General features: G+C 51.0%; 17 protein-coding genes. 8 read left to right on the forward strand and 9 right to left on the reverse strand.

All coding sequences use genetic code 11. The features are described from left to right. Positions 1–21: 21 nt before the first annotated feature. From ACQY8X_RS07665 to ACQY8X_RS07680, 4 genes are all read left to right on the forward strand, one after another. A complete protein-coding gene (locus ACQY8X_RS07665) occupies positions 22–516 on the forward strand; it encodes an Lrp/AsnC ligand binding domain-containing protein (RefSeq protein WP_428034598.1) in 495 nt (164 codons plus the stop codon). Positions 517–610: 94 nt separating this feature from the next. Next, complete coding sequence (locus ACQY8X_RS07670) at positions 611–1,933, forward strand: D-serine ammonia-lyase (protein ID WP_428034560.1); 1,323 nt, start codon at positions 611–613, stop codon at positions 1,931–1,933. A 191-nt stretch (positions 1,934–2,124) separates the two neighbouring features. After that, on the forward strand, positions 2,125–3,228 hold the full coding sequence (locus ACQY8X_RS07675) for a M14 family zinc carboxypeptidase (protein ID WP_428034561.1): 1,104 nt from the start codon (positions 2,125–2,127) through the stop codon (positions 3,226–3,228). Continuing rightward, positions 3,221–3,961: an alpha/beta fold hydrolase gene (locus ACQY8X_RS07680; protein ID WP_428034562.1), complete on the forward strand. Its 741-nt coding sequence runs from the start codon at positions 3,221–3,223 to the stop codon at positions 3,959–3,961. Before ACQY8X_RS07675 ends, ACQY8X_RS07680 begins: the two co-directional genes overlap by 8 nt. A gap of 9 nt (positions 3,962–3,970) precedes the next feature. Here ACQY8X_RS07680 and ACQY8X_RS07685 read toward each other — a convergent pair whose 3' ends face one another. Further along, the gene (locus ACQY8X_RS07685; protein ID WP_428034563.1) at positions 3,971–4,900 is read right to left on the reverse strand and encodes a LysR family transcriptional regulator; all 930 of its coding nucleotides are present in this window, start codon (positions 4,898–4,900) and stop codon (positions 3,971–3,973) included. Positions 4,901–5,077: 177 nt separating this feature from the next. Here ACQY8X_RS07685 and ACQY8X_RS07690 point away from each other — a divergent pair, with 177 nt between their 5' ends. After that, positions 5,078–6,397 (forward strand): aminotransferase class III-fold pyridoxal phosphate-dependent enzyme, encoded by a 1,320-nt coding sequence (locus ACQY8X_RS07690; RefSeq protein ID WP_428034564.1) that lies wholly within the window; start codon positions 5,078–5,080, stop codon positions 6,395–6,397. A 146-nt stretch (positions 6,398–6,543) separates the two neighbouring features. On the opposite strand, the gene ACQY8X_RS07695 is transcribed toward ACQY8X_RS07690, so the two are convergent. Next, positions 6,544–9,666 (reverse strand): EAL domain-containing protein, encoded by a 3,123-nt coding sequence (locus tag ACQY8X_RS07695; RefSeq protein ID WP_428034565.1) that lies wholly within the window; start codon positions 9,664–9,666, stop codon positions 6,544–6,546. A gap of 221 nt (positions 9,667–9,887) precedes the next feature. On the opposite strand from ACQY8X_RS07695, the gene ACQY8X_RS07700 reads away from it, so the two are divergent. Both ACQY8X_RS07700 and ACQY8X_RS07705 read left to right on the forward strand, forming a co-directional pair. Then, positions 9,888–10,400: a DUF1003 domain-containing protein gene (locus ACQY8X_RS07700; protein WP_428034566.1), complete on the forward strand. Its 513-nt coding sequence runs from the start codon at positions 9,888–9,890 to the stop codon at positions 10,398–10,400. Further along, a complete protein-coding gene (locus tag ACQY8X_RS07705) occupies positions 10,400–10,942 on the forward strand; it encodes a mechanosensitive ion channel domain-containing protein (RefSeq protein WP_428034567.1) in 543 nt (180 codons plus the stop codon). Before ACQY8X_RS07700 ends, ACQY8X_RS07705 begins: the two co-directional genes overlap by 1 nt. Before the next feature lie 38 nt (positions 10,943–10,980). On the opposite strand, the gene ACQY8X_RS07710 is transcribed toward ACQY8X_RS07705, so the two are convergent. The 5 genes from ACQY8X_RS07710 to ACQY8X_RS07730 all read right to left on the reverse strand — a co-directional run bounded on the left by ACQY8X_RS07710 (position 10,981) and on the right by ACQY8X_RS07730 (position 16,384). Further along, complete coding sequence (locus tag ACQY8X_RS07710) at positions 10,981–11,523, reverse strand: cupin domain-containing protein (protein ID WP_428034599.1); 543 nt, start codon at positions 11,521–11,523, stop codon at positions 10,981–10,983. A 216-nt stretch (positions 11,524–11,739) separates the two neighbouring features. Continuing rightward, the gene (locus ACQY8X_RS07715; RefSeq protein ID WP_428034568.1) at positions 11,740–13,038 is read right to left on the reverse strand and encodes a TRAP transporter large permease; all 1,299 of its coding nucleotides are present in this window, start codon (positions 13,036–13,038) and stop codon (positions 11,740–11,742) included. Next, entirely contained in the window at positions 13,038–13,574 is a 537-nt protein-coding gene (locus ACQY8X_RS07720; RefSeq protein ID WP_428034569.1) for a TRAP transporter small permease, read from the reverse strand. Before ACQY8X_RS07720 ends, ACQY8X_RS07715 begins: the two co-directional genes overlap by 1 nt. A gap of 64 nt (positions 13,575–13,638) precedes the next feature. Continuing rightward, positions 13,639–14,613: a TRAP transporter substrate-binding protein DctP gene (dctP, locus tag ACQY8X_RS07725; protein ID WP_428034570.1), complete on the reverse strand. Its 975-nt coding sequence runs from the start codon at positions 14,611–14,613 to the stop codon at positions 13,639–13,641. A 649-nt stretch (positions 14,614–15,262) separates the two neighbouring features. Next, the gene (locus tag ACQY8X_RS07730; protein ID WP_428034571.1) at positions 15,263–16,384 is read right to left on the reverse strand and encodes a GlxA family transcriptional regulator; all 1,122 of its coding nucleotides are present in this window, start codon (positions 16,382–16,384) and stop codon (positions 15,263–15,265) included. A 603-nt stretch (positions 16,385–16,987) separates the two neighbouring features. On the opposite strand from ACQY8X_RS07730, the gene fdhA reads away from it, so the two are divergent. Further along, a complete protein-coding gene (fdhA, locus tag ACQY8X_RS07735) occupies positions 16,988–18,187 on the forward strand; it encodes a formaldehyde dehydrogenase, glutathione-independent (RefSeq protein WP_428034572.1) in 1,200 nt (399 codons plus the stop codon). 75 nt (positions 18,188–18,262) lie between these two features. Here the strand turns inward: fdhA and ACQY8X_RS07740 are convergent, their stop codons facing one another. Continuing rightward, on the reverse strand, positions 18,263–18,967 hold the full coding sequence (locus tag ACQY8X_RS07740) for a 3'-5' exonuclease (RefSeq protein ID WP_428034573.1): 705 nt from the start codon (positions 18,965–18,967) through the stop codon (positions 18,263–18,265). Positions 18,968–18,975: 8 nt separating this feature from the next. Further along, on the reverse strand, positions 18,976–20,868 hold the full coding sequence (locus ACQY8X_RS07745) for a DUF294 nucleotidyltransferase-like domain-containing protein (protein ID WP_428034574.1): 1,893 nt from the start codon (positions 20,866–20,868) through the stop codon (positions 18,976–18,978). Positions 20,869–20,899 lie beyond the last annotated feature (31 nt).

Genomic DNA, 20,899 nt, shown 5'->3' on the forward strand with positions numbered 1-20,899 from the left:
GATGATGGGCAAAGTAACGCTATGAATACTAAGCAAAAACGTAAGCTGGATAAGATAGATCTCAACATTCTGAAAACCCTGCAGGAAAATGGCCGCATCAGTTACGTCGACCTGGCGGACATTGTCGGCCTCAGTACCACCCCCTGCATGGAACGGGTTAAACGGCTGGAAAAAGATGGCCTGATTCAGGGCTACTATGCCCGCATCGACCCTCAGGCAATGGGTTATGGGATGCTGGTATTTGTCGAGATATCACTCTCCTACCAGTCACCGGATGCCTTTCTTAAGTTTAATAAAGCGGTTGCATCCCTGCCCTACGTGCTGGAATGCCATCTGGTGTCTGGCGATGCTGACTTCCTGATTAAGGCACGCATTGCCGATATGTCTGAATATCGTGCGCTACTTGGCGAGATGTTGCTGACCCTTCCCGGCGTAAAAAATTCTAAGAGCTATATCGTTATGGAAGAGGTGAAAGAGTCACTCAGTCTGCCGATCAATCCAAGCCAGCCCCGATAACCGGGTTGCAGTCAGACCCAGACTGGCTATCTGCCGATCTTAATCAGGCTGCACATAAACACAGCTCACATCAATAAAGCATCCAGAGCGATCTATGGGTCATATTATCGATACACCGCTGGGACAAACGCTCAGTGCAGGTACACCAACACTATGGCTAAACCCTGACTATCAGGCTGACAGTCAGGGGCTTGAACACAAGCTTAGCCTCAGTGACATCCATCAGGCTGACCAGCGGCTGCGGCGTTTTGCGCCGCTGTTAGAAACCCTGTTTCCTGAACTGCATGAGAGTCACGGTCTGATTGAATCAAAACTCCTCTCAGCGTCTGCTCTGCACCGGCAGCACTATCCGGATCTATCAGGCAGGCTGATGATCAAGGGAGACCATGCTCTGCCAGTGGCCGGTTCGATCAAAGCCCGTGGGGGAATCCATGAGGTGCTCTGTCACGCGGAACAACTGGCACTGCAACATGGCCTTATTTGCGGCCCGGATGATGATCTCCTGAAGCTCCTCAGCCCAACAGCGAAAGCCCTCTTTAGTGCCTATGAAATTGCGGTCAGCAGCACCGGCAACCTGGGGCTGAGTATCGGTATTATCAGTGCAGCACTCGGCTTTAAAGCGGTGGTGCATATGTCAGTGGAAGCCAAACAATGGAAAAAACAGCGGCTACGTGATCGCGGCGTAACGGTGGTTGAACACCGCGAAGATTATAGCGCCGCCGTCACCGCTGGCCGGGCCGCATCGAACGCCGATGCCAACAGCTATTTTGTCGATGATGAAAACTCCTCCAGACTGTTTTTAGGCTATGCGGTTGCGGCTTTACGCTTACAGCAACAACTGCATGAACAGCAGATCCAGGTCGATGCCGAACACCCGCTGTTTGTCTATATACCCTGCGGGGTTGGCGGTGCTCCCGGCGGTATCAACTTCGGCCTGAAACAGGTTTTCGGCGCACATGTGCACTGTTTCTTTGCCGAACCGGTTCAGGCGCCCTGCGTGCTGATCGGCATGCAGGCAGACCATAAAGATCAGCCGGAATCGGTCTATCAGCTCGGGCTTAACGTCGACACAGAAGCAGATGGGCTGGCCGTCAGTCTGGCATCCGCCTGGGTATGTTCGGTCATAGAGCCGCTACTCAGCGGTGTTTTTACCGTCACCGACGATGAACTGTTCCGTCATCTTTATCTGCTCAGCCAAAGTGAAGGTATTGAGATTGAACCGTCGGCAGCAGCTGGATTTTCCGGCCCGTTCTGGCTGACCGGTACAGAACCGGGCAAAGCCTATCAGCGCCAACAACAGCTTGAAGCGGTGCTGCACAATGCAACACATCTGCTATGGACCACCGGCGGCTTGTTTGTGCCGCCAGCGGAGATGCAAAAGTTTCAACAACGCGGTGCGCAGCTCGCGCGGGCCTGAAACCTGTCATTCTCAACCGGCCCCGTGCACAGACGGAATGAAGCAAGCCCCCACCTCTTTTACGACGATTGTCGAAAGAGCCCGAAAAACCCGAACACTACCGGAGTCAGCAAGAAAAAATCTAACGACTGTTCTATCTGATCCACGATTTCCGACTACACTTTAATCTGAAATTGAGCAGGAACAGGTCGATGACAGAACTAGGACAGCCAGCAAAATTGTCATCTGAGAGGATACGGCGGGTCAGCCCCGATTTTACCGCCCGCTATCTGCCAGAGCTGGCCCAGCTGGAACAACTCATCCATACCCATGCGCAACAGTTAAAGGTCAGGACTCTGGCCGTTATCGAGCATCAAACAGTCAGTCAGACCAGCAGTCAGCGGTATAAGCTGCCCATCTATAGTCTGCGCCTCGGCTCGGATAACCCAGACCTGCCAACACTGGCATTTGTCGGTGGCGTGCATGGGGTCGAACGGATCGGCACCCGCTTGCTACTCACCTTTATCAGCTCTCTGCTGCAACGCTTGCAATGGGATCGAGGGCTGAATCATGAACTGCAACATTTACGACTTATTTTCTGCCCTCTGCTGAACCCGGCCGGGATGGCTCTGGGTCAGCGCAGCAATGCCAATGGCGTCGATCTGATGCGCAACTCACCGGATAATGCCACCGACAAAGTGACCTGGATGGTCGGGGGTCAGCGGCTAAGCAACCGCCTGCCCTGGTACCGCGGAGAGGAGCACAGCCCGATGGAAGCTGAGGCCCGGGCGCTATGTGACTGGGTCCATGATGAGCTATTTGGCTCACCGCTGAGCATTGTGCTGGATTGCCATTCAGGTTTTGGACTGCGTGACCGCATCTGGTTTCCGATGGCAGGTTCTCGTGAACCGCTACAACACCGGGCGGATATCGCTGCGCTGATTCATCTTTTTGAAACAACTAACCCCCATCATAATTACATTATCGAACCCCAGCACCACAGCTATCTCACCCACGGTGATCTGTGGGATTACCTCTATCATCAGTCGCTTAGCCTGGAAGATAAGGTCTTTCTACCACTGACACTGGAGATGGGGTCCTGGAGCTGGGTGAAGAAAAACCCCCGACAGTTGATCTCATTTATGGGCCTGTTTAATCCCCTGGTGCCGCATCGTGAAAAACGCACCATGCGCCGTCACCTGTTACTGCTGGAGTTTCTGATCCGCAGCAGCTGTGCTTATGAAGCCTGGCTGCCGGCAACTCCGATGAGCCGACTGCGCTACGAAATGGAGGCTAAGCAACGCTGGTATGGCTGAACAACACTGGATATTACTGCGTGGACTGTGCCGGGAAAGCCGGCACTGGGGTTCATTCCCGCAACAACTACAAAAACGGCTGGCCAATACCCGGGTCAGTTGCATCGACCTGCCCGGTAACGGTAAGCGTTATCAACATCACACCCCCACCTCAGCGAGCGAACTGATCGACGATCTGCATCGCCGTCACCGCCCGGAGCAGCCAGTATTTTTGCTGGGTCTGTCGCTGGGAGGAATGGTCGCCTACCACTGGATGCAGGAGTACCCGGATGACCTGCAGGGGATCGTGATGATCAACAGCAGTCTGTCTCCCTGGAACCCGCCTCACCAGCGGCTACAACCCGGCGCGCTGCCTAAACTGATGCGGGCGATGCTCACCAAAGGTTATCCACGGGAGAAGACTATCTTCGATCTGACCTGTGAATCCCAGCGTTACCGCGGAGAAACCCTGTCATTCTGGCAGATGTACCAGCTGGAGTATCCGGTGAGCTTCGCTAATTTCCGCCGTCAGCTACAGTTAGCCATCGCCTGCGGCGGACAACCCTATCCACCCAAGAAACCAGTACTACTGCTCAGCGGCGCTAAAGATAAGCTGGTCAATCCGCGCTGTTCGGAACAACTGGCGGACGCCTGGCGCATGCCTCATATCCGCCATCCGGAGGCAGGGCATGACCTGCCCCACGATCAGCCGGAATGGCTGATACAGCAGATCAGTCAGTGGCTAATGAATTAAAAGGTTTACTCACGCGCCTTGAATATGTGCGTTCAGCAGCTCCATAAACAGATCCCGGGGCTTATTCAGCGGCCCGGAACGACGACTGATGGCCGCCACCTGAAGATTGTAGAACCGGCTTGTGGGCAGCAAAGCCCGCATCCGCCCCTGTGTCACCCACTGCCGGGCAAACTTCTCAGCCAGAAACCCCACATAGACACCGGACAGAATCATGGTCGCCCGGGTTTCATAATAATAGGCTTCGGCGGCTTTATTCATCTCCGCCAGCTGCAGACTCGCTTCCTGACTGGTCAACACCCCGGCATGTACCAGTTTGCACTGTTTCAGAGACGCATTCAGCAACTGCTCATCCTGCTCATGAAACAGCGGATGCCGGTCACCACAATAGAGCAGCGATTTGTCTTTATATAGCAGCAAAAAATCAAGCCCCTCGATATCCCGGTGATGGGGAATAAAGCCGACATCGGCCTCACCATTGATCACCCGCCGTTCAATCTCACCCAGAGGAGCCGTGTCAAAGCTGATATAGACATCCGGTGCCAGTGCCGCAAACTCGGCCAGCACCTCATCCAGACCACAGCGTTCATCCAGACTGATGGTGTCGGAGGTGAGAATACGCACCTCACCGGTCATCTGCTGATGCAATGCGTTAACGGTAGAACGAAACTCGGCCAGCCGGGAAAACAGCTGCCGGGTAGCGTTATAGATGGTCAGCCCCTCCTCCGTCAGTGCAAAACCGGAGCGGCCCCGCTGGCAGAGTTTCAGTTTCAATCGCGCTTCAAGGTTGGTCATATGTACTGAGATAGTTGAACGGCTGACATTCAGCTCGACCTCTGCCGCGGAGAAACCACCGCATTCGACTACTGTTTTAAAAACCCGCAGCAGACGGATCTCGTAATCCCCCACCTTGCCCATGCTTTGCAGCGCTTTGCCTGCCATCTGACCACCTCAACTAAGTTTTACAAACATCAAAGTAAGCATTCAATGTTTATCATTTATAAGACTTTAACACTGGCGTTACTATGACTCCATAAGGCCACTGTTTAAACGTTACCGTTCTATGTTGAGCTAACCTCAGCAAGCGGCCATTACTGATAACTTCAACAGGATTTTCCCATGAGTACGAACATCAATATGGATGCGTTCTGGATGCCGTTTACGGCAAACCGGGACTTCAAAAACCAGCCACGTCTTATCGAGCGGGCGGAAGGTGTGATGTATTACACCAACGAAGGTCAGGAGATTCTGGACGCCACCGCAGGTCTGTGGTGTGTTAACGCGGGCCATGGTCGCACTGAGATTGCGGATGCGGTAAGCCAGCAGCTGCGTCAGCTGGACTATGCTTCACCGTTCAACTTTGGCCACGAGATCGGCTTTGAGTTTGCTAACCGGCTGATTAAGCACACCCCCGCCGGGCTGAACAAAGTGTTCTTTGCTAACTCCGGTTCCGAAGCCGTAGAGTCTGCCCTGAAGATCGCGCTGCAATACCAAAAGTCCCGTGGCAAAGCAGGCAAGACCAAGTTCCTCGGTCGTGAGATGGCCTACCACGGGGTTAACTTCGGCGGCATCTCTGTGGGCGGTCTGACATACAACCGCAGCGGTTTTGGCCCGCTGCTGCCGGTTGATCACCTGCCACACACACTGGATATCGCGAACAACGCATTCAGCAGAGGCCTGCCTGAACAGGGTATCGATAAGGCTGAAGCACTGGAGCAGCTGATCCACTTTCACGGTGCAGACAGCATCGCTGCCGTTATCATCGAACCGATGAGCGGTGCTGGCGGCGTTATCATGCCACCTCAGGGTTACCTGAAACGGATGCGTGATATCTGTAGCCAATATGACATTCTGCTGATCTTTGATGAAGTGATCACTGGCTGGGGGCGTCTGGGTTCAGCTTTCGCCGCAGAGGAGTTTGATGTCATACCGGATATGATCACCTCAGCTAAAGGTATCACCAATGGTGTTATCCCTCTGGGGGCCGTCTTTGTTAAAGATGAGATCCATGATCAGATCGTCAATAACGTGGCTGTCGGCGGTATCGAGTTCTACCACGGCTATACCTACTCTGCACACCCGGTTGCCTGTGCTGCCGGTCTGGCAACCCTGGATATCTACGAGAAGGAGTGCTTGCTGACCCGCGCCAGCGACGAGATAGGGACACAGTTCGAAAATAAACTGCACAGCCTGAAAGACGCACCAAAAGTCATTGATGTGCGCAACTACGGTCTGGTCGGAGCCGTCCAGTTTGATGCATCGGTTGCCGCTAACGGCCCCGTTGGTCTGGACTTCCAGAAAGGCTGTTTTAAGCGCGGCGTGATGGTGCGGACGATGGGCAATATCGTTGCCTTCTCCCCGCCACTGACCATTGAAGCCAGCCATATTGACCGTCTGGTGGATGTTCTGCGCGATACTGCAGAGGAGATGTTCGGCTAAATCGAACCAGATAATTGCACCTTATTACCGCGTCAAACCTGCCGGAACCGGGATGTCCCCCCAGACAACCCGGTCTCTTTATACGGACCTTCTGGCAGGAGGTCCGTTTTTTTATCATTCAGTGCGATACTAACCACGCCGTACATTTAGTTATCTGAATGCGCAGGACCGCCCTGCTCACGCAGCAACTGTTCAAAATCTCCCCGGCTGACCGGTTTAGAGTAGAGATATCCCTGGCCATAATCACAACCCAGCTCCTGTAGCAGCCACTCCTGCTGCTCAGTTTCGATCCCCTCCGCAATCACTTTTATACCCAGGTTATGAGCCATCATAATGATCGCTTTGCACAGAGTGTAAGCATCAGATGTCAGCGAAAGATTGCGCACAAAGTACTGATCAATTTTGAGATAGTCAATATCATATTCACTGATATAGGCAAGGCTGGAATAGCCAGTGCCAAAATCATCCAGCGAAACCTGCACCCCCGCATCTTTAAAGGCGATCATTTTTGCACGAACTTCTGCAGAGGAGGTCATCATCATCCCCTCGGTAATCTCAGCAACAATCGAATCTCCGGACAGCCCCATCGACTCAAGCTGCTCCAGCCAGTCAGAGATATTGCTATCGAGACTATCAAACTGAATCGGCGACACATTCACACTGACCTGAAAGCGCGAATCATAACGACTCTGCAACATCTGCACGGTCTTTGCTGCTTCTTCCAGCACCCAACTGCCAATCCCGGTGATCAGCCGGGTTTCTTCGGCAATGGCAATAAAATCGCCTGGCAACACCAGTCCTCGTTGCGGATGCTGCCAGCGAATCAACGCCTCAGCCTTACGGATAGAGCGATCTTGCAGTGAAACGATGGGCTGATAGTAAAGCACAAACTGGTGCTCTGTCAGGGCCAGACGGAGATCGCTGATCAATGACATCCGTTGGTTGGCGTCCCGCTGCATCTCCCGGGTGAAATACTGAAACCGGTTACGCCCCTTCTCTTTTGCAACATACATCGCCTGATCAGCGGACTTGATCAGATCTGCTTCAGTCTCTGCATCGTCGGGATAGAGGGTAATGCCAATACTACTGGTGATATATGCGGTTTCATCCTCCAGCTGATAAGGTTCGGCTAAGCTATGCAGCAACTCCTCACAGATTGAATCAACTACATGGGGATTTCTAACCTGGCTGAGAATAATAGCAAACTCATCCCCGCCCTGCCGCGCCACCGTATCAACTGAACGAACGCAGTGAGAGATCCTTACCGCCGCCTGTGCCAGCAGCTGATCACCATAAGCATGGCCCAGTGTATCGTTGACCTCTTTAAACAGATCAAGATCAAGAAACAGGATCGCGGTCGGCAATCCACTGCGATCAGTGTGCTGCATCTCCTGTCTGATCCGGTCATTCAGCAGTTTCCGGTTAGGTAAACCTGTCAGCGAATCCAGATTTGCCTGTCGCCAGATCAGATCTTCCGCATTTTTCTTCTCGGTAAAGTCAATAAACATCGCCACCCTCTGCTGTGGATTGCCACGATTATCGTAAACGGTATTCACGGTTAACCACTGCGGGTAGATCTCGCCATTCTTGCGACGATTATAGATCTCGCCCTGCCACTGACCGGTAGTATTCAGCTGATCCCAGAAAGCTTTATAGAACTCAGAGGACTGATGCCCGGATTTCAGTATTGACGGAAACTGACCTTTTACCTCCTCAAAGGTATATCCGGTCACTGTCGTAAATGCCGGATTTACCCCAATAATATGTCCCTGAGCGTCGGTCACCATCACCGCTTCACTGATCGAACTGTAAACAATAGAGGAGAGCTGCAGCGACTCCTCTGCCAGTTTTTCCTCGGTAATATTTCGCACAACCATAATAGTCTGAGTGCTTCCGGCCAGCGGACACAAGCGTGCTTCAAACTGCTTCACCCCATCAGGAAACTCAAGGCTGTACTCCCAGACCTGATAATGTTCGCCCTGTTTCAGCCGGGTGAAATGGTGACGGAAAGTCTCCCAAACATGGGCAGGCAAAAGATCCTGAATAGCTTTTTTCAAAAACTGTTCCGGCTGAAGGTACAGATCAGCGCTCTCGCGCGCTCTGTAATCGATAATCAAACCGTCATTATCAAGTCTGAAGTAAATATCAGGTAATGCGTCAAAGATTGAATTAAGTTCTTCGTTTCTGGCTATCGCAAGCTGCTCTGCAGCCAGACGTTTATGGGCCATATCGACAAACTGATTCTGCAACTGCACCAGTTCACCAGCCCCCTCCACTTTGGAAAAGCTGGTCAGATGTCCTTCTGACAATGATCGTGTTGCCCGGGCAAGCTGGGAGAGTGGATTAAGGACGCTGCTATTCAGCCCCGTTATCGCCAACAGCAGTGTCACCGCCATTAAACCCGATACCAGCAATAGAGTAAGATAAAACTCCTGATTTGCTACCGCGATGGATTCCCCTACCGGAATACCAACACTCATAGAAAGCGTCCCCCCCGCGGAGGTAACGTAAAGCGGCGCGGTCAGAATCACCCGCAGGACACCATCGTCGCCCTTAACCAGCTGATCACCTGTTCTTTGCCCTGTGACATCGCTCAACAATGATGAGGAGTGCCCCAGCAAATCATGATTGGGGGGATAATTAGCAATGACATTTCCATCGGTATCAGAAATAACCGCTACGGCGTTATCCGGCAGCTTTACTTTAGCCAGCTGAGCGTTCCACCAGTCAAGAGACACAACAGCGACAACAGCACCCACTACCTTACCCTTGTCAGCAACCACCGGATAGGCAAAGTTGAGGCTCTCTAACGAGGCGGCTCGGTCATTCTGAAACTCACTGATTGCGAATGTGCGATTATGAATAGCTCTTTGAAAATAACCTCTGTCAGCCACATTGATCGCCGCTTTTAAAGGCGAGGCATTGCACAATAATTCGCCATCGGTCTTGGGGACACCCAGATTGGCATAAACGGAACTTAATTTAAGAACATCGGCTAAATATTCCGAGCAGGCGGGGTTCTCAGGGGTCTGCAACACCTTGTGCTGAGCCAGTTTAATAAGGTAGACGCGGGTATCTTCAACCAGCTTCTGCTGATAATCAACAATATGCTCGATAATTGCCGCTGCGTGCTCTCGCCTGTATTCAATAACATGCTCGCGTTCCTCTGCTGCATGATAAAAAACCACAACAATGCCGGGTAGCATTACCAACAGAATCAAACCAAACAGGCGGTTTCTGAGTGAATTGAATATTGACAGTCTTTTCATCTTTAGCGAGCATTTCTCAACACAGTTTTCAGGTACATTTTTTTCATTCAAGTTTTTCTAAAAAAGGTTAACTAACGTTCACTATCCATGTAAGGATAGGAGCTATATGCCGACAGGGTGACACATTTCACAGAGCCTCGCTAATCTTGTGATCTATATCACGGCATAGCGATATGAAAACCCGACAAGACAGAAAAACGTCAGTAACCACGGGACATCCCATGAAACGCTATTTTGAAAACCTGGCGAAAGCGCTGCTGGGGCAGAGCTATAATTCGCTGGCCGAAAACGAGCAGAAAGTCATCAACAGCATTGCCGAACACACCACGGTTTCTGAAAACGTCAACACCGCCTACAGTGACAGCCTGACGAGCGGACAGAAAATCGCAGATATGGTCGCCCGTTTTGGGGGTTCCTGGTGGTTTATCTGCCTGTTTTTTCTATTTATCGTCGTCTGGATTATCACCAACAGCTACCTGCTGATAGATAAACCTTTTGATCCCTACCCTTACATACTGCTGAATCTCGGGCTATCAAGCCTCGCCGCATTTCAGGCACCGATTATTATGATGTCACAGAACCGTCAGGCGGCAAAAGACCGTATCAAACAGGATGCCACCTATGAGATCAACCTGAAACTAGAGCTTCAGATAATGCGTCTGCATACCAAGCTGGACGAACTGAGTTCCACCATCGCCACCACCGCCGCTCAGACCCCGGAGACTAAACCGTGATGAAATACCTTATCGTTATAGTGCTGATTATCACCTATGCCATCGCACTCCGTTTTATCAACCGGAACATCAACCGGCTGGGTGAACTCAAAGGCACCGATCAGTACCGCATCAAATACATCGCCAAAACACTCAATATCGCCCTGACACTGCTGTTTTTTACGCTACTGGCGCTGCTACTCGGAATCCACTACACCCAGCTATCGGTGTTTCTCTCGTCAGTGTTTGCAGTGATTGGCGTTGCGATGTTTGCCCAGTGGTCAATTCTGAGCAATATCACCGCCAGCCTGATAATTTTCTTCGGCTTTCCCTACCGGGTTGGTGACTATATAAAAATTGTGGAAAAAGATGAAGATATCAGTGGAGTCGTGGATGAGATTACCCTGTTTCATGTCATCATCCGTCGTCAGGGGGAGATCATCACCTACCCGAATACGCTGATTCTGCAAAAGCCGGTGATTAAATTTGATGGCAACAGACCACCTGTGAATACCATAGCAGCAGAAACACCTGCCGCCGACAAACCTTTGGCCAACCCTTAACACACTTAGTTCAGGCACAGGGCTGATTCAAAAACGCCTTAAACTGAGGGGTTGGCGCTGATTATTTCGCACACTTCATCAGAGATATTACGAAAGCGATGGGGCCGGTTACTGTTGAAATAGTAGCCGTCCCCCGCTTTCAGGTGATACACCTGAAAACCAACGGTCAACTCTATCTCACCACTGATAACGACTCCGCCCTCCTCCCCCGGGTGCTGTAACATCTCCGGCCCGGTTTCTGCACCCGGCTCATAACGCTCTTTCAACAGATCCATAGAACGCCCCTTATTACGGGCACCGATCAGCTTCAGGCTGAGATTATTAGAGCCGATCTCGGGCATCTCTTCGGCCTTATAGACCACACTTTCCGGCTCGATCTCCTCGATCTCCAGGGTAAAGAAATCACCGATAGAGATGGGAATGCCCGATAACACCTTCTTGAGCGAGCTGACCGAAGGACTTACCCCGTTCTTCTCGATCATAGAGATAGTACTGTTAGTCACACCCACCCGCTTAGCCAGCTCCCGTTGAGAGAGCCCCTTCATCTTGCGAATCGCTTTTAAGCGCTCACCCACATCCATCTGTTCCACACCGATTTCCGCCGTCTTGTTTCGTTATTAGAATAATCGCCTGCACCAGAACACTACCAAGTGTGCGAAATATTTTATAGAAAGAACCGGAGGGAGTAAAAAGAATCGCGAGCGGGAGCGCGGCAGAGCAGTGCGTTTAAGGGGCGATGCGAACCACGAGCGACGGCTTTGAAATCAAGCCGTCGCCTCAGTTAGTGCTGTCAGGTTTTACATCAACCCCAACATCTTGGGGAAAAACAGCGACAACTGCGGTACTAAGCTGGTGATAATCATCACCGGCAGGCCGACAAATGCCATCAATGCAATAGCCGGCATAACCGCTTTATGAATTGGCACCTGACCAATACGACAGGCCATATAAAGAATGGGAGCAACCGGTGGACTGTTAGCTCCGATCACCACTGAGCAGGCAACAATCGAGGCATAATGTATCGGATCCACACCACTGGTCACCATTAGCGGCATAAACAGCGGAGCAACTACAACCGTCACAGAGACATCATCCATAATCATACCGGCGATAATCAAGAAGATGTTCACCGCAATCAGAATCATCAGCGGATCTTTCACCAACCCGGTAATCACCTCGGTCAGCTCCTGAGGAATTCGCTCAGATGCCAGTATCCGGCCAATCATGAAACTAAATAGCAGGATAAGAATCACCGTCCCGGTCGTTTCTGCTGCCGCAATCACACTCGCACTTAAGCGCTTAATGGTCAGATCACGATAAACAAAAAAACCGATCACGATAGCCACGAAGGCAGCAATCGCGGCCGCTTCGGTCGGCGTACAGATCCCGCCATAGATACCGCCTAAAATAATCACCGGCAGCGAGAGTGCTGGCAGTGCCTGAAATGCAGCAACGCCTTTCGACGGCAGTTTTTCCAGACCATCCTGAGCCCCGGCAGAGACCTCCTGAAACAGGCGTCCAACGCTAAACCGGTTCGCCATTATCAGACCCGCGATCAGCAGTAAAGCAGGCCCGATTGAGGCGGCAAAACAGGCTGCTACCGACTGCCTTGTTACCACCGCGAACAGAATCATGGTGATCGACGGAGGGATCAAAATGCCAAGAAGTGAGGAGATCCCCAGCAACGCAGAGGAGTACCCTCGCGGGTAACCGCGCTTCTCCAGCGGGCCGATCATAATGGTGCCAATCGATGCAACAGCGGCGGTGGCAGTACCGGCAATCGCGCCGAAAATACCAGACGCCAGGACCATTGAAGCCCCCATTCCGCCTTTGCGTTTACCTACCAGAACTTCAATAAAGTTCACCAGCCTGAGTGCTATCCCCCCACTCTGCATCAGGTAGCCAGTGAGCACAAATAGCGGTAGTGCAATCAGAATAACTGAATCAATAGAACGATACCCCTGCAACATCAGGGTATTAAAGTTAGCGTCATACGCGAATGCCAGATACGCCAGTACGCCGGCAAACGACCAGGCGACCGGCACCCCAACAATCATCAGGAACAATAAGATTCCTACTGCGATTAATCCTTCCATCAGCGAATATCCTGCTGGTTTGCTTCGGCGATAATGACCGGCTCAGGGTGATAACCGATCAAACATTGAATAAAGTCCCTGAGGGCATAAAGGGAACAGCCAATACTGGCGAACATAATGGCACTCTGCGGTATCCACAGAGGAATCGACAACCCAGGAGTATGCTGGGGTCTGCGCAATCCCCAGGTGAGCATCCGGTAAGCAAGGAAAACGAAGAAGCAGGTAATCACCAGCGTCACCAATGAGATGAAGCACTGATGCAGCCGACGAATCTGTCGATCACGAATACTGGTCTGCAGGAAATCAACTACCAGATGCTCCCGTTTACGGCTGGCAATCAAGCCACCCACCATATACAGCCACATACCGAACAACATGATCAGCTCCAGCAGTCCAATAATCGACCAGCCGAATATATAACGGGCCACAACCAGAAACAGCATCAGCCCCACCAGCATAAGGCTGCTGAGCAGCGCTACGGCATTGAGCATCCAACCGACCTTCTGGTCTAATCCAATAAAAAAACGCATAATCATGGTACTACCTCGAAAAACAAAAACGGCGGAACAATCTCTGCACCGCCGTCCGGGACTTTAAGCGTTATAACGGAGTCGCGTTTGCCCGAATAGTATCCATAATTTCAGAGCCGATCTCCTGATCCATCAACGGCCATACTTTCTCACGGGCAGCACGGGCAAACTCTTTTATCTGCTCGTCTGACAGCTCGAAGTATTTCATTCCCGCTTTCTCAGCTTCTGCAACGTAGTGCTCGTCCTGCTCTTTTGCCGCCTTAAACTGATCCATCATCACTTCATTGGCAGCATCAGCGACAACCTTCTGCTCAGCTTCAGTCAGTGCATCAAATGACTCCTGGTTCATACTCAGAACACCGGTCATGAAAAAGTGCTTAGAGCGAACGTAGTAGTCGAGCAGATCACGGAAGTACTCATAATCCCAATAAATAACATTACCCGCTTCACCATCAACAACGCCGGTCTGCAGTGAGGTGTAGACTTCGCCCCAGTCGATGGCAGCAGTCTGATAACCCAGTGCCTGCATTGTCTGAGGTGCTGGGAATACGGTCATGGTACGTACTTTAAGCCCTTCAGCTTCGGCAATAGTCGTGGCATATTTACCCCGGGTTGCGACGCCGTTGAAACCTTCAGGCCAGGGACCAAAGAACTTCAGACCGATATCTGAGTAGATACCGCCAAGCATGTTATTAACCCAGCCTCCAGGGCTATAAGCTTTGAGCGCTTCATCCCAGGAAAGCGTCATATAAGGGGTGTAGATAACACCGATGCGCTTATCATATGAGGTCATTGGCCAGTTCAGCATCACATCAACATCACCGGCAACGTGCAGATCGAATACTTCATTCTGACTGCCCAGCTCATTCTGATAGAACACTTTAACGTCGATATCACCACCAGAGTTTTTCTCAATCAACTCCGCCCAGTGCTCCAGCGTATTGCCTGCCGGAGACCCCTTAGCTCCCGAATCGGTCGCCATTTTCAGCGTCACTGCCTGTGCTGAACCAGCCATCAGGGCACTGGTCGCTACCAGGCTGGTCATGAATGAAAGTAAGCCTCTCTTACTAAAGACTGACTTTCTTTTCGGCGTATCAATTTTGCTCATCTCTTTTACTCACCGCTGTTCTTATCGTTGATATAACCACTGCATCACTACAGCAGAATTCACTGTTTTTTTTCCCGGGAACACATAGATATCAGTAATAAAGATCGATGGTCAATGACAGCTAATACAACAAATTATTCCTAGTTTAATTAAAAAATACAGAACATATTGATGCATATACAGATAAATTCAGACTTATAATTCACTTATTTAAACTATGGTAATCTGTTTCACTTAAACTGATTTTACCGGCACTTCGCAAACAGATAGATAAGGTGTCGTTTCTAAAATAGTGAAAAAATGCAGATGTAAAAAAACGACCATAAAGCCGTGAAAAAAGATAAATACAAAAATCGGGGCCAAAACGGTGACAAAAGCGTTAAAACGGGAGGCTAAAGCTAAAAAAAGAGTCCGGTGGCTCGCCTCAACACGCCTCTCAGCTACGCGCCGGACAGATATCGGTAAGAGCAATCAGTCAGATGAGGGAGTTAGCTGTTAGCAGCTAGCGCAAAGCGCCAGCGGCGTAGCAGTTAGAACGGGAAAAGGAGAGCAGCCAGACAGAAATCTGGCTGCCAGGGCTATGTCGTCAAATAGAGATGGAACCAAAACTGGGTTCTGCCTGAGCCGAGTTGAGCACCGCGACCGAGCGTTTCATGCTGGCAAAGAAACCGTTTTCCTCGGGTGATTCGGTAATGTCGTTCTGCTGTTGCGATAGCGGTAATCCACCTTTGCGCTCATCGCGGGGGGAGATACCAATATGTTTACGATAACAACGACTGAAATGGGGGGTTGAGACAAATCCGCAGGCGGTGGATATCTCGACAATCGCCATGCTGGACTGTTTCAACAGCTGCCGAGCCCGGTCAAGACGCAGCTTCAGATAGTAGCGCGATGGCGAACAATTCAGGTATTTAAGAAACATCCGCTCCAACTGTCGGCGCGAAACATCAACAAATGCCGCCAGCTCATCAAGCCCGATCGGTTCTTCCAGGTTGTTCTCCATCAGCTCAATCACATCCACCAGTTTCGGCTTGCTATCACCGCAGTTATGCAGCTGTCGCAGCGGCACCCGCTGCTGGTCAAACTCACTGCGAATGCGATCACAGATAAACATATCAGACACCGCCATCGATAGTTTTGGTCCGTGCTGCAGAGTCACCATATGCAGGAACATATCCATGGGTGAGATACCACCGGATGAGGTCATGCGGTTTTTGTCGATGGTAAACAGACGATTATTGCAGTTCACTTTCGGGTAATGTTCCTGCAGGGACGCCATACACTCCCAGTGGGTGCTGCAGTCATAGCCATTCAGCAACCCCGCATGGGCCAGCAGATAAGCGCCGGTACAGATCCCCCCCAGAGTCACTCCGCGGCGGTTCATTAACTGCAGCCAGCTAACCTGCTTTTGTGTAAAGCTACGGGTAATATCGACACCACCGCAGACAATCAACAGGTCCAGTTCGGGCATATCAGCGATTGAAAAATCGGGCGTAAAACTTAAGCCATCACTGGCGCTCACCGGAGCCCCGGTTTCAGAGACCATGTGCCAGCTGTATAACTCATGTCCCGAGAGTTGATTTGCCATTCTCAGGGGCTCGATGGACGAAGCCAGCGCAATCATAGTGAAGTTATTCAGCAATAAGAAACCCACGCGGGTGACTTTCTGGTAATCCTTAATTGGATCTAAAGCTGTAGATATGGTCATAGTAGTGCCCCCTTTTTAACGCTTAATACGCAGTAGATGCAAAGAGCCTAGCAACGTCGCACCGGTGCTACTCACGTTAGTTTCTTATTTTTTAGGACAGAATGGCTGAAAGAAATACACAGAACGCTTAATTCATTCGCCGGCATGGTCGTTTTTATTCAAGTATTTTTCACTGAAGTCTTATCGTTTTGCTCAACCACTGGCTAGATATTATTTGATTTAGATCAAACGAAGAATATCTGTAAACGACCTTGACTAAACATTGTTTATCTATGAGCGACACTCTCAACCCACTTCATTGATTTACATCAGTTATAAATCGGGGCAAAGCAAGCCATAACTGGCGGAAAAAAGCCCATTTTTATTGGGCAGCCGCCTTTAGCATGTCGGTTCTGAACAACTCCAGCGCGGTAGCAGGCAGTCGCGGTCAGATACGACAGCCTATGATGGTCAGACACCTGTTCACAGGTGTCAAAACAGAAAAACACAATATTGGATACAAAATAGCATTTTTTAAATACCATAAAGAACTATTTTTAATATATTGTATCCAACGCACACAATTCAAAGTGTTCCAATAATAAAATAACAGGAGTAGTGACCATGTGTAGCAATCATGCCAACCGTGGTGTTGTCTATAAGGGGCCGGGTGAAGTCGCAGTAGAGGCGATCGCCTTTCCAGAGCTGTCACTGGGTAAACGCAAGTGCAATCACGGTGTTATCCTGCGGGTACTGACCACCAACATCTGCGGTTCTGACCAGCATATGGTGCGGGGCCGTACCACTGCCCAGGCGGGTCTGGTGCTGGGTCACGAGATCACCGGACAGATCATCGAATGCGGTAGCGATGTCGAATTTCTCAAACCTGGCGATATCGTGTCAGTCCCATTCAATATTGCCTGTGGCCGCTGCCGCAACTGTAAAGAGGGCAACACCGGTATCTGTCTTAATGTTAACCCTGCCCGTCCTGGCGCGGCTTATGGTTACGTCGATATGGGTGGCTGGGTCGGCGGTCAGGCCGAGTATGTCATGGTTCCCTATGCTGACTTCAACCTGCTGAAATTCCCTGATTCCGATCAGGCGATGGAGAAGATCCGCGACCTGACCCTGCTGTCAGATATCTTTCCAACGGGCTTCCACGGCTGCGTGACTGCCGGGGTAGGTCCTGGTTCTACCGTGTATATTGCCGGTGCAGGCCCTGTGGGACTGGCGGCTGCGGTATCAGCACAATTGCTGGGGGCTGCCTGCGTTATCGTAGGCGATATGATCGAAGATCGTCTGGCACAAGCACGCAGCTTCGGTTGTGAGACCATCGACCTTCGTCAGGAAGGCGAGATGGCCGATAAGCTGGAAGCGATTCTGGGTGAGCGTGAAGTGGACGCATTCGTTGACTGTGTTGGCTTTGAAGCGCATGCCTGTGGTTGCAACCACGGTAAAGAAGCTCCGGCAACCGTACTTAACTCCGCCATGCAGATGACCCGCGCAGGGGGTGCTATCGGTATTCCAGGTCTCTATGTAACGGAAGATCCGGGCGCAATCGATGAAGCCGCTCAACACGGTGCCCTGAGCATGCGCTTTGGTCTGGGCTGGGCGAAATCCCACTCCTTCCACACCGGCCAGTGCCCGGTTATGAAATACCACCGCGCTCTGATGCAGGCTATTCTGTTTGACAAAGTTGATATCGCTAAAGCGGTCAACGTACAGATGATCTCCCTGGATCAGGCACCGGATGGCTATGCTGACTTCGATGGTGGTGCAGCGAAGAAATTCGTTATCGACCCCCATGGTTCAGTAGCCGCTTAACAGTTCTGCGGTTATCTCAACAAAAAACCACCGGTCACCCCGGTGGTTTTTTTATTTCAGACCAGCAAAAAACGATCAGATCCAGAGGTCACTGATCGGGGTTGTTTCGCTATAACGATGGCGGATCTGTGCCTGCAACAGCTCGGCGGTCGCAACGGCATCGGTCAATGCATGGTGCTGACCATAATGTGGCAGATTATAGCGCAAGCGGCTATCCCCCAGCCTGATGGATTCCGGCTTAAAGCCTGCCAGACGTTTAATTTTGCTAACGACTCCATGTCGGTGCAGCATCGCTTCCTGCTCCATCGTATCGACGACGGGAAAACAGATCCCCTCTCCCAGCCGTCTTTTAACCGCCGCATCAAAAAACTCCCGCTCAATATAGCGGTAATGAACCACAACAATCTTACCGGCAATCTCATCCAGTACCTCATCCAGAATCTGATTAAGATCCGGTGCACCATTTAACTGGGAATGGGTAATTCCATGAAAAGGTACTGAGGTTTCGGTTAACTCCCGGCGGGGTTTAAGCAGCCAGTAGCGACTATCCCGCAAACGGATCCGGTTCAGGTCAAACGGAACCAGACCAATACTGATAATCTCGTCATGCTCGGCATCCAACCCCGTGGTCTCAAAATCCAGCGCCACGAAAGCGACATCCGTCAGCGGTGTCTCTTCTGCAGGCAACCCCTGCTGATAAAATCGTCGAAGACGCTCATCACGTGCATGGACAGCTAATTTCTCATACTGCGCTGCCCACCTTACCATATTGTCAGCCATAGCAACCTCTACCGGCCGGAGAACGGATAACGGAACCGCAGAAATCGCTGGCTGTTACTCAGCACCTGAAATGCTTCCTTAAGGTTTCGCCGATCAAAATCGGTCAGCATTTCCGGCTTAACATTGTTAGAAGGCTCCTGCCCTGCTTCCAGATCCGCAGCCTGATGGCGAATTCTTACCATCGAGATAAACTCCAGTGCATCCCGTAAATCTGCGGCTTTACCGGGCGGCAAAATATTTGCTTTCTCCACATCATCCAGACGTTCAAATGAGTTTTGCACTTTTGAACCGACCGCCAGCGCATGTACCCGAATCAGATCAGCCAGTGGCGCAGTGCCGCGGCGTTTAAGATTGATTGAGTTACGATGTTGCCCATCCTGCTCCATCACAAAGTTTTTAAAAAAGCCCAATGGCGGGGTTCGATTCAGGGCATTACGGGCCAGACTGGCAAGAAATTTTGGCGAGCGCTGAGACTTGCGGGCAATAAAGGCGTTGAGCTGTCCTGCCCAGTCAGTTTTCCCCCAGACACCATCCAGATCAAAGAATATTGAACAGTTCAACAGTGCCTCAGGCATAGGGTTCTCAATCCAGTCTGAGAAAGTAGCTTCCCACTGCCGCCGGGTTTTTCGCCACTGCGGGTTTGTGGCCATAATATTGCCTGCACAATAGGTGTAACCACATCTATCCAGCCCGTCACTGACAAACTTTGCCAGCTGTGCAAAATACTCACCGTGCTGTTGTGGCTGATAACTATTATCGAGAATCAGTGCATTATCCTGATCGGTCACCACTAACTGCTCATCCCGGGCCATTGAGCCCAGCGCCAGAAAACAGTATGGCAGTGGCGGAGGCCCCAGATGTTCCTCAGCCAGCTCCAGCAAACGCTGCTTAAAGGTTCGCCCGATAACAGACATAGCACTGCCTATCATATGAGAGTTTGCGTCTTCGCTAACCATCCGCACAAAGCAGGCGCTAATCTGTGACTGCAGCTTAGCCAGCTCTTCTACATTGGGCTGGCGCATAATATTGCTGACCATATAGAGACTGCTTTGCGACTCATAACGGACAATATCGGACGTCGCCAGCACGCCAACAGGGCGGTCCTTTTGCAGAATAGGCAGATGATGCAGATTAAAGCGCAACATTGTCAGCATCGCTTCAAACGCATAAGCATCGACATCCAGAGTAACTGGGTTTGCGGTCATTACAGCGGTCACGGGAGAACTCAGATCAAGGCCCGGGGCGACCACCCGGGTACGCAGATCCCGGTCAGTAATAATGCCAGCAAGGGATTGCGTGCTTGATTCATCCCCATCACCCTGCTTTTCAGGCACCTCTTTATGCATGATCAGCAACGATGAAACGCCCTCTTTGGTCATCTTCTGCGCCGCCTGACAAACGGTCGCTGTTGTATCTAACCAGACCGGGGGCCGGGCAATCAGCGCGGTCACTTTGGAGACCATCAGATCACTACTTTCCTGCTTACTGGAAACCGCCTGATGCAGACGGTTATCATCCACTTCGACAAAGTAAGCAAAGGAATCAAACCGCTCACAAAGAGAGCTGAACACCGGCTCTGGAATAAAGTAAATCAGCGAGTCTTCGATCGTTCGGGCTGGAAGTCTCACCCTCTGACTCATCAACAGACTCAGCTGACCAAACAACTCCCCCTCACTCAGCCGGTTATAAAGGTCACCATTACGACGGTAGATCTCCACTGCACCACTGCGGATAACACAGAGATCACTGATCTCATCACCAAATGTAAAAACATCACTATCGGCACGGAAATAGCTGATCTCTACCTCACAGGCAACCTCATCCACCACTTTTTCCGGCAGACTACTAAAAGGGGGGTACTGCTTCAGAAAGGTTGCAATTTCTATCTGCTCTGCTTCCATCGTATCGTTTTATCCGGCTAGGGCTGAGTTA

The sequence above is a fragment of the Amphritea sp. genome (assembly GCF_050300915.1).
Lineage (GTDB): Bacteria > Pseudomonadota > Gammaproteobacteria > Pseudomonadales > Balneatricaceae > Amphritea.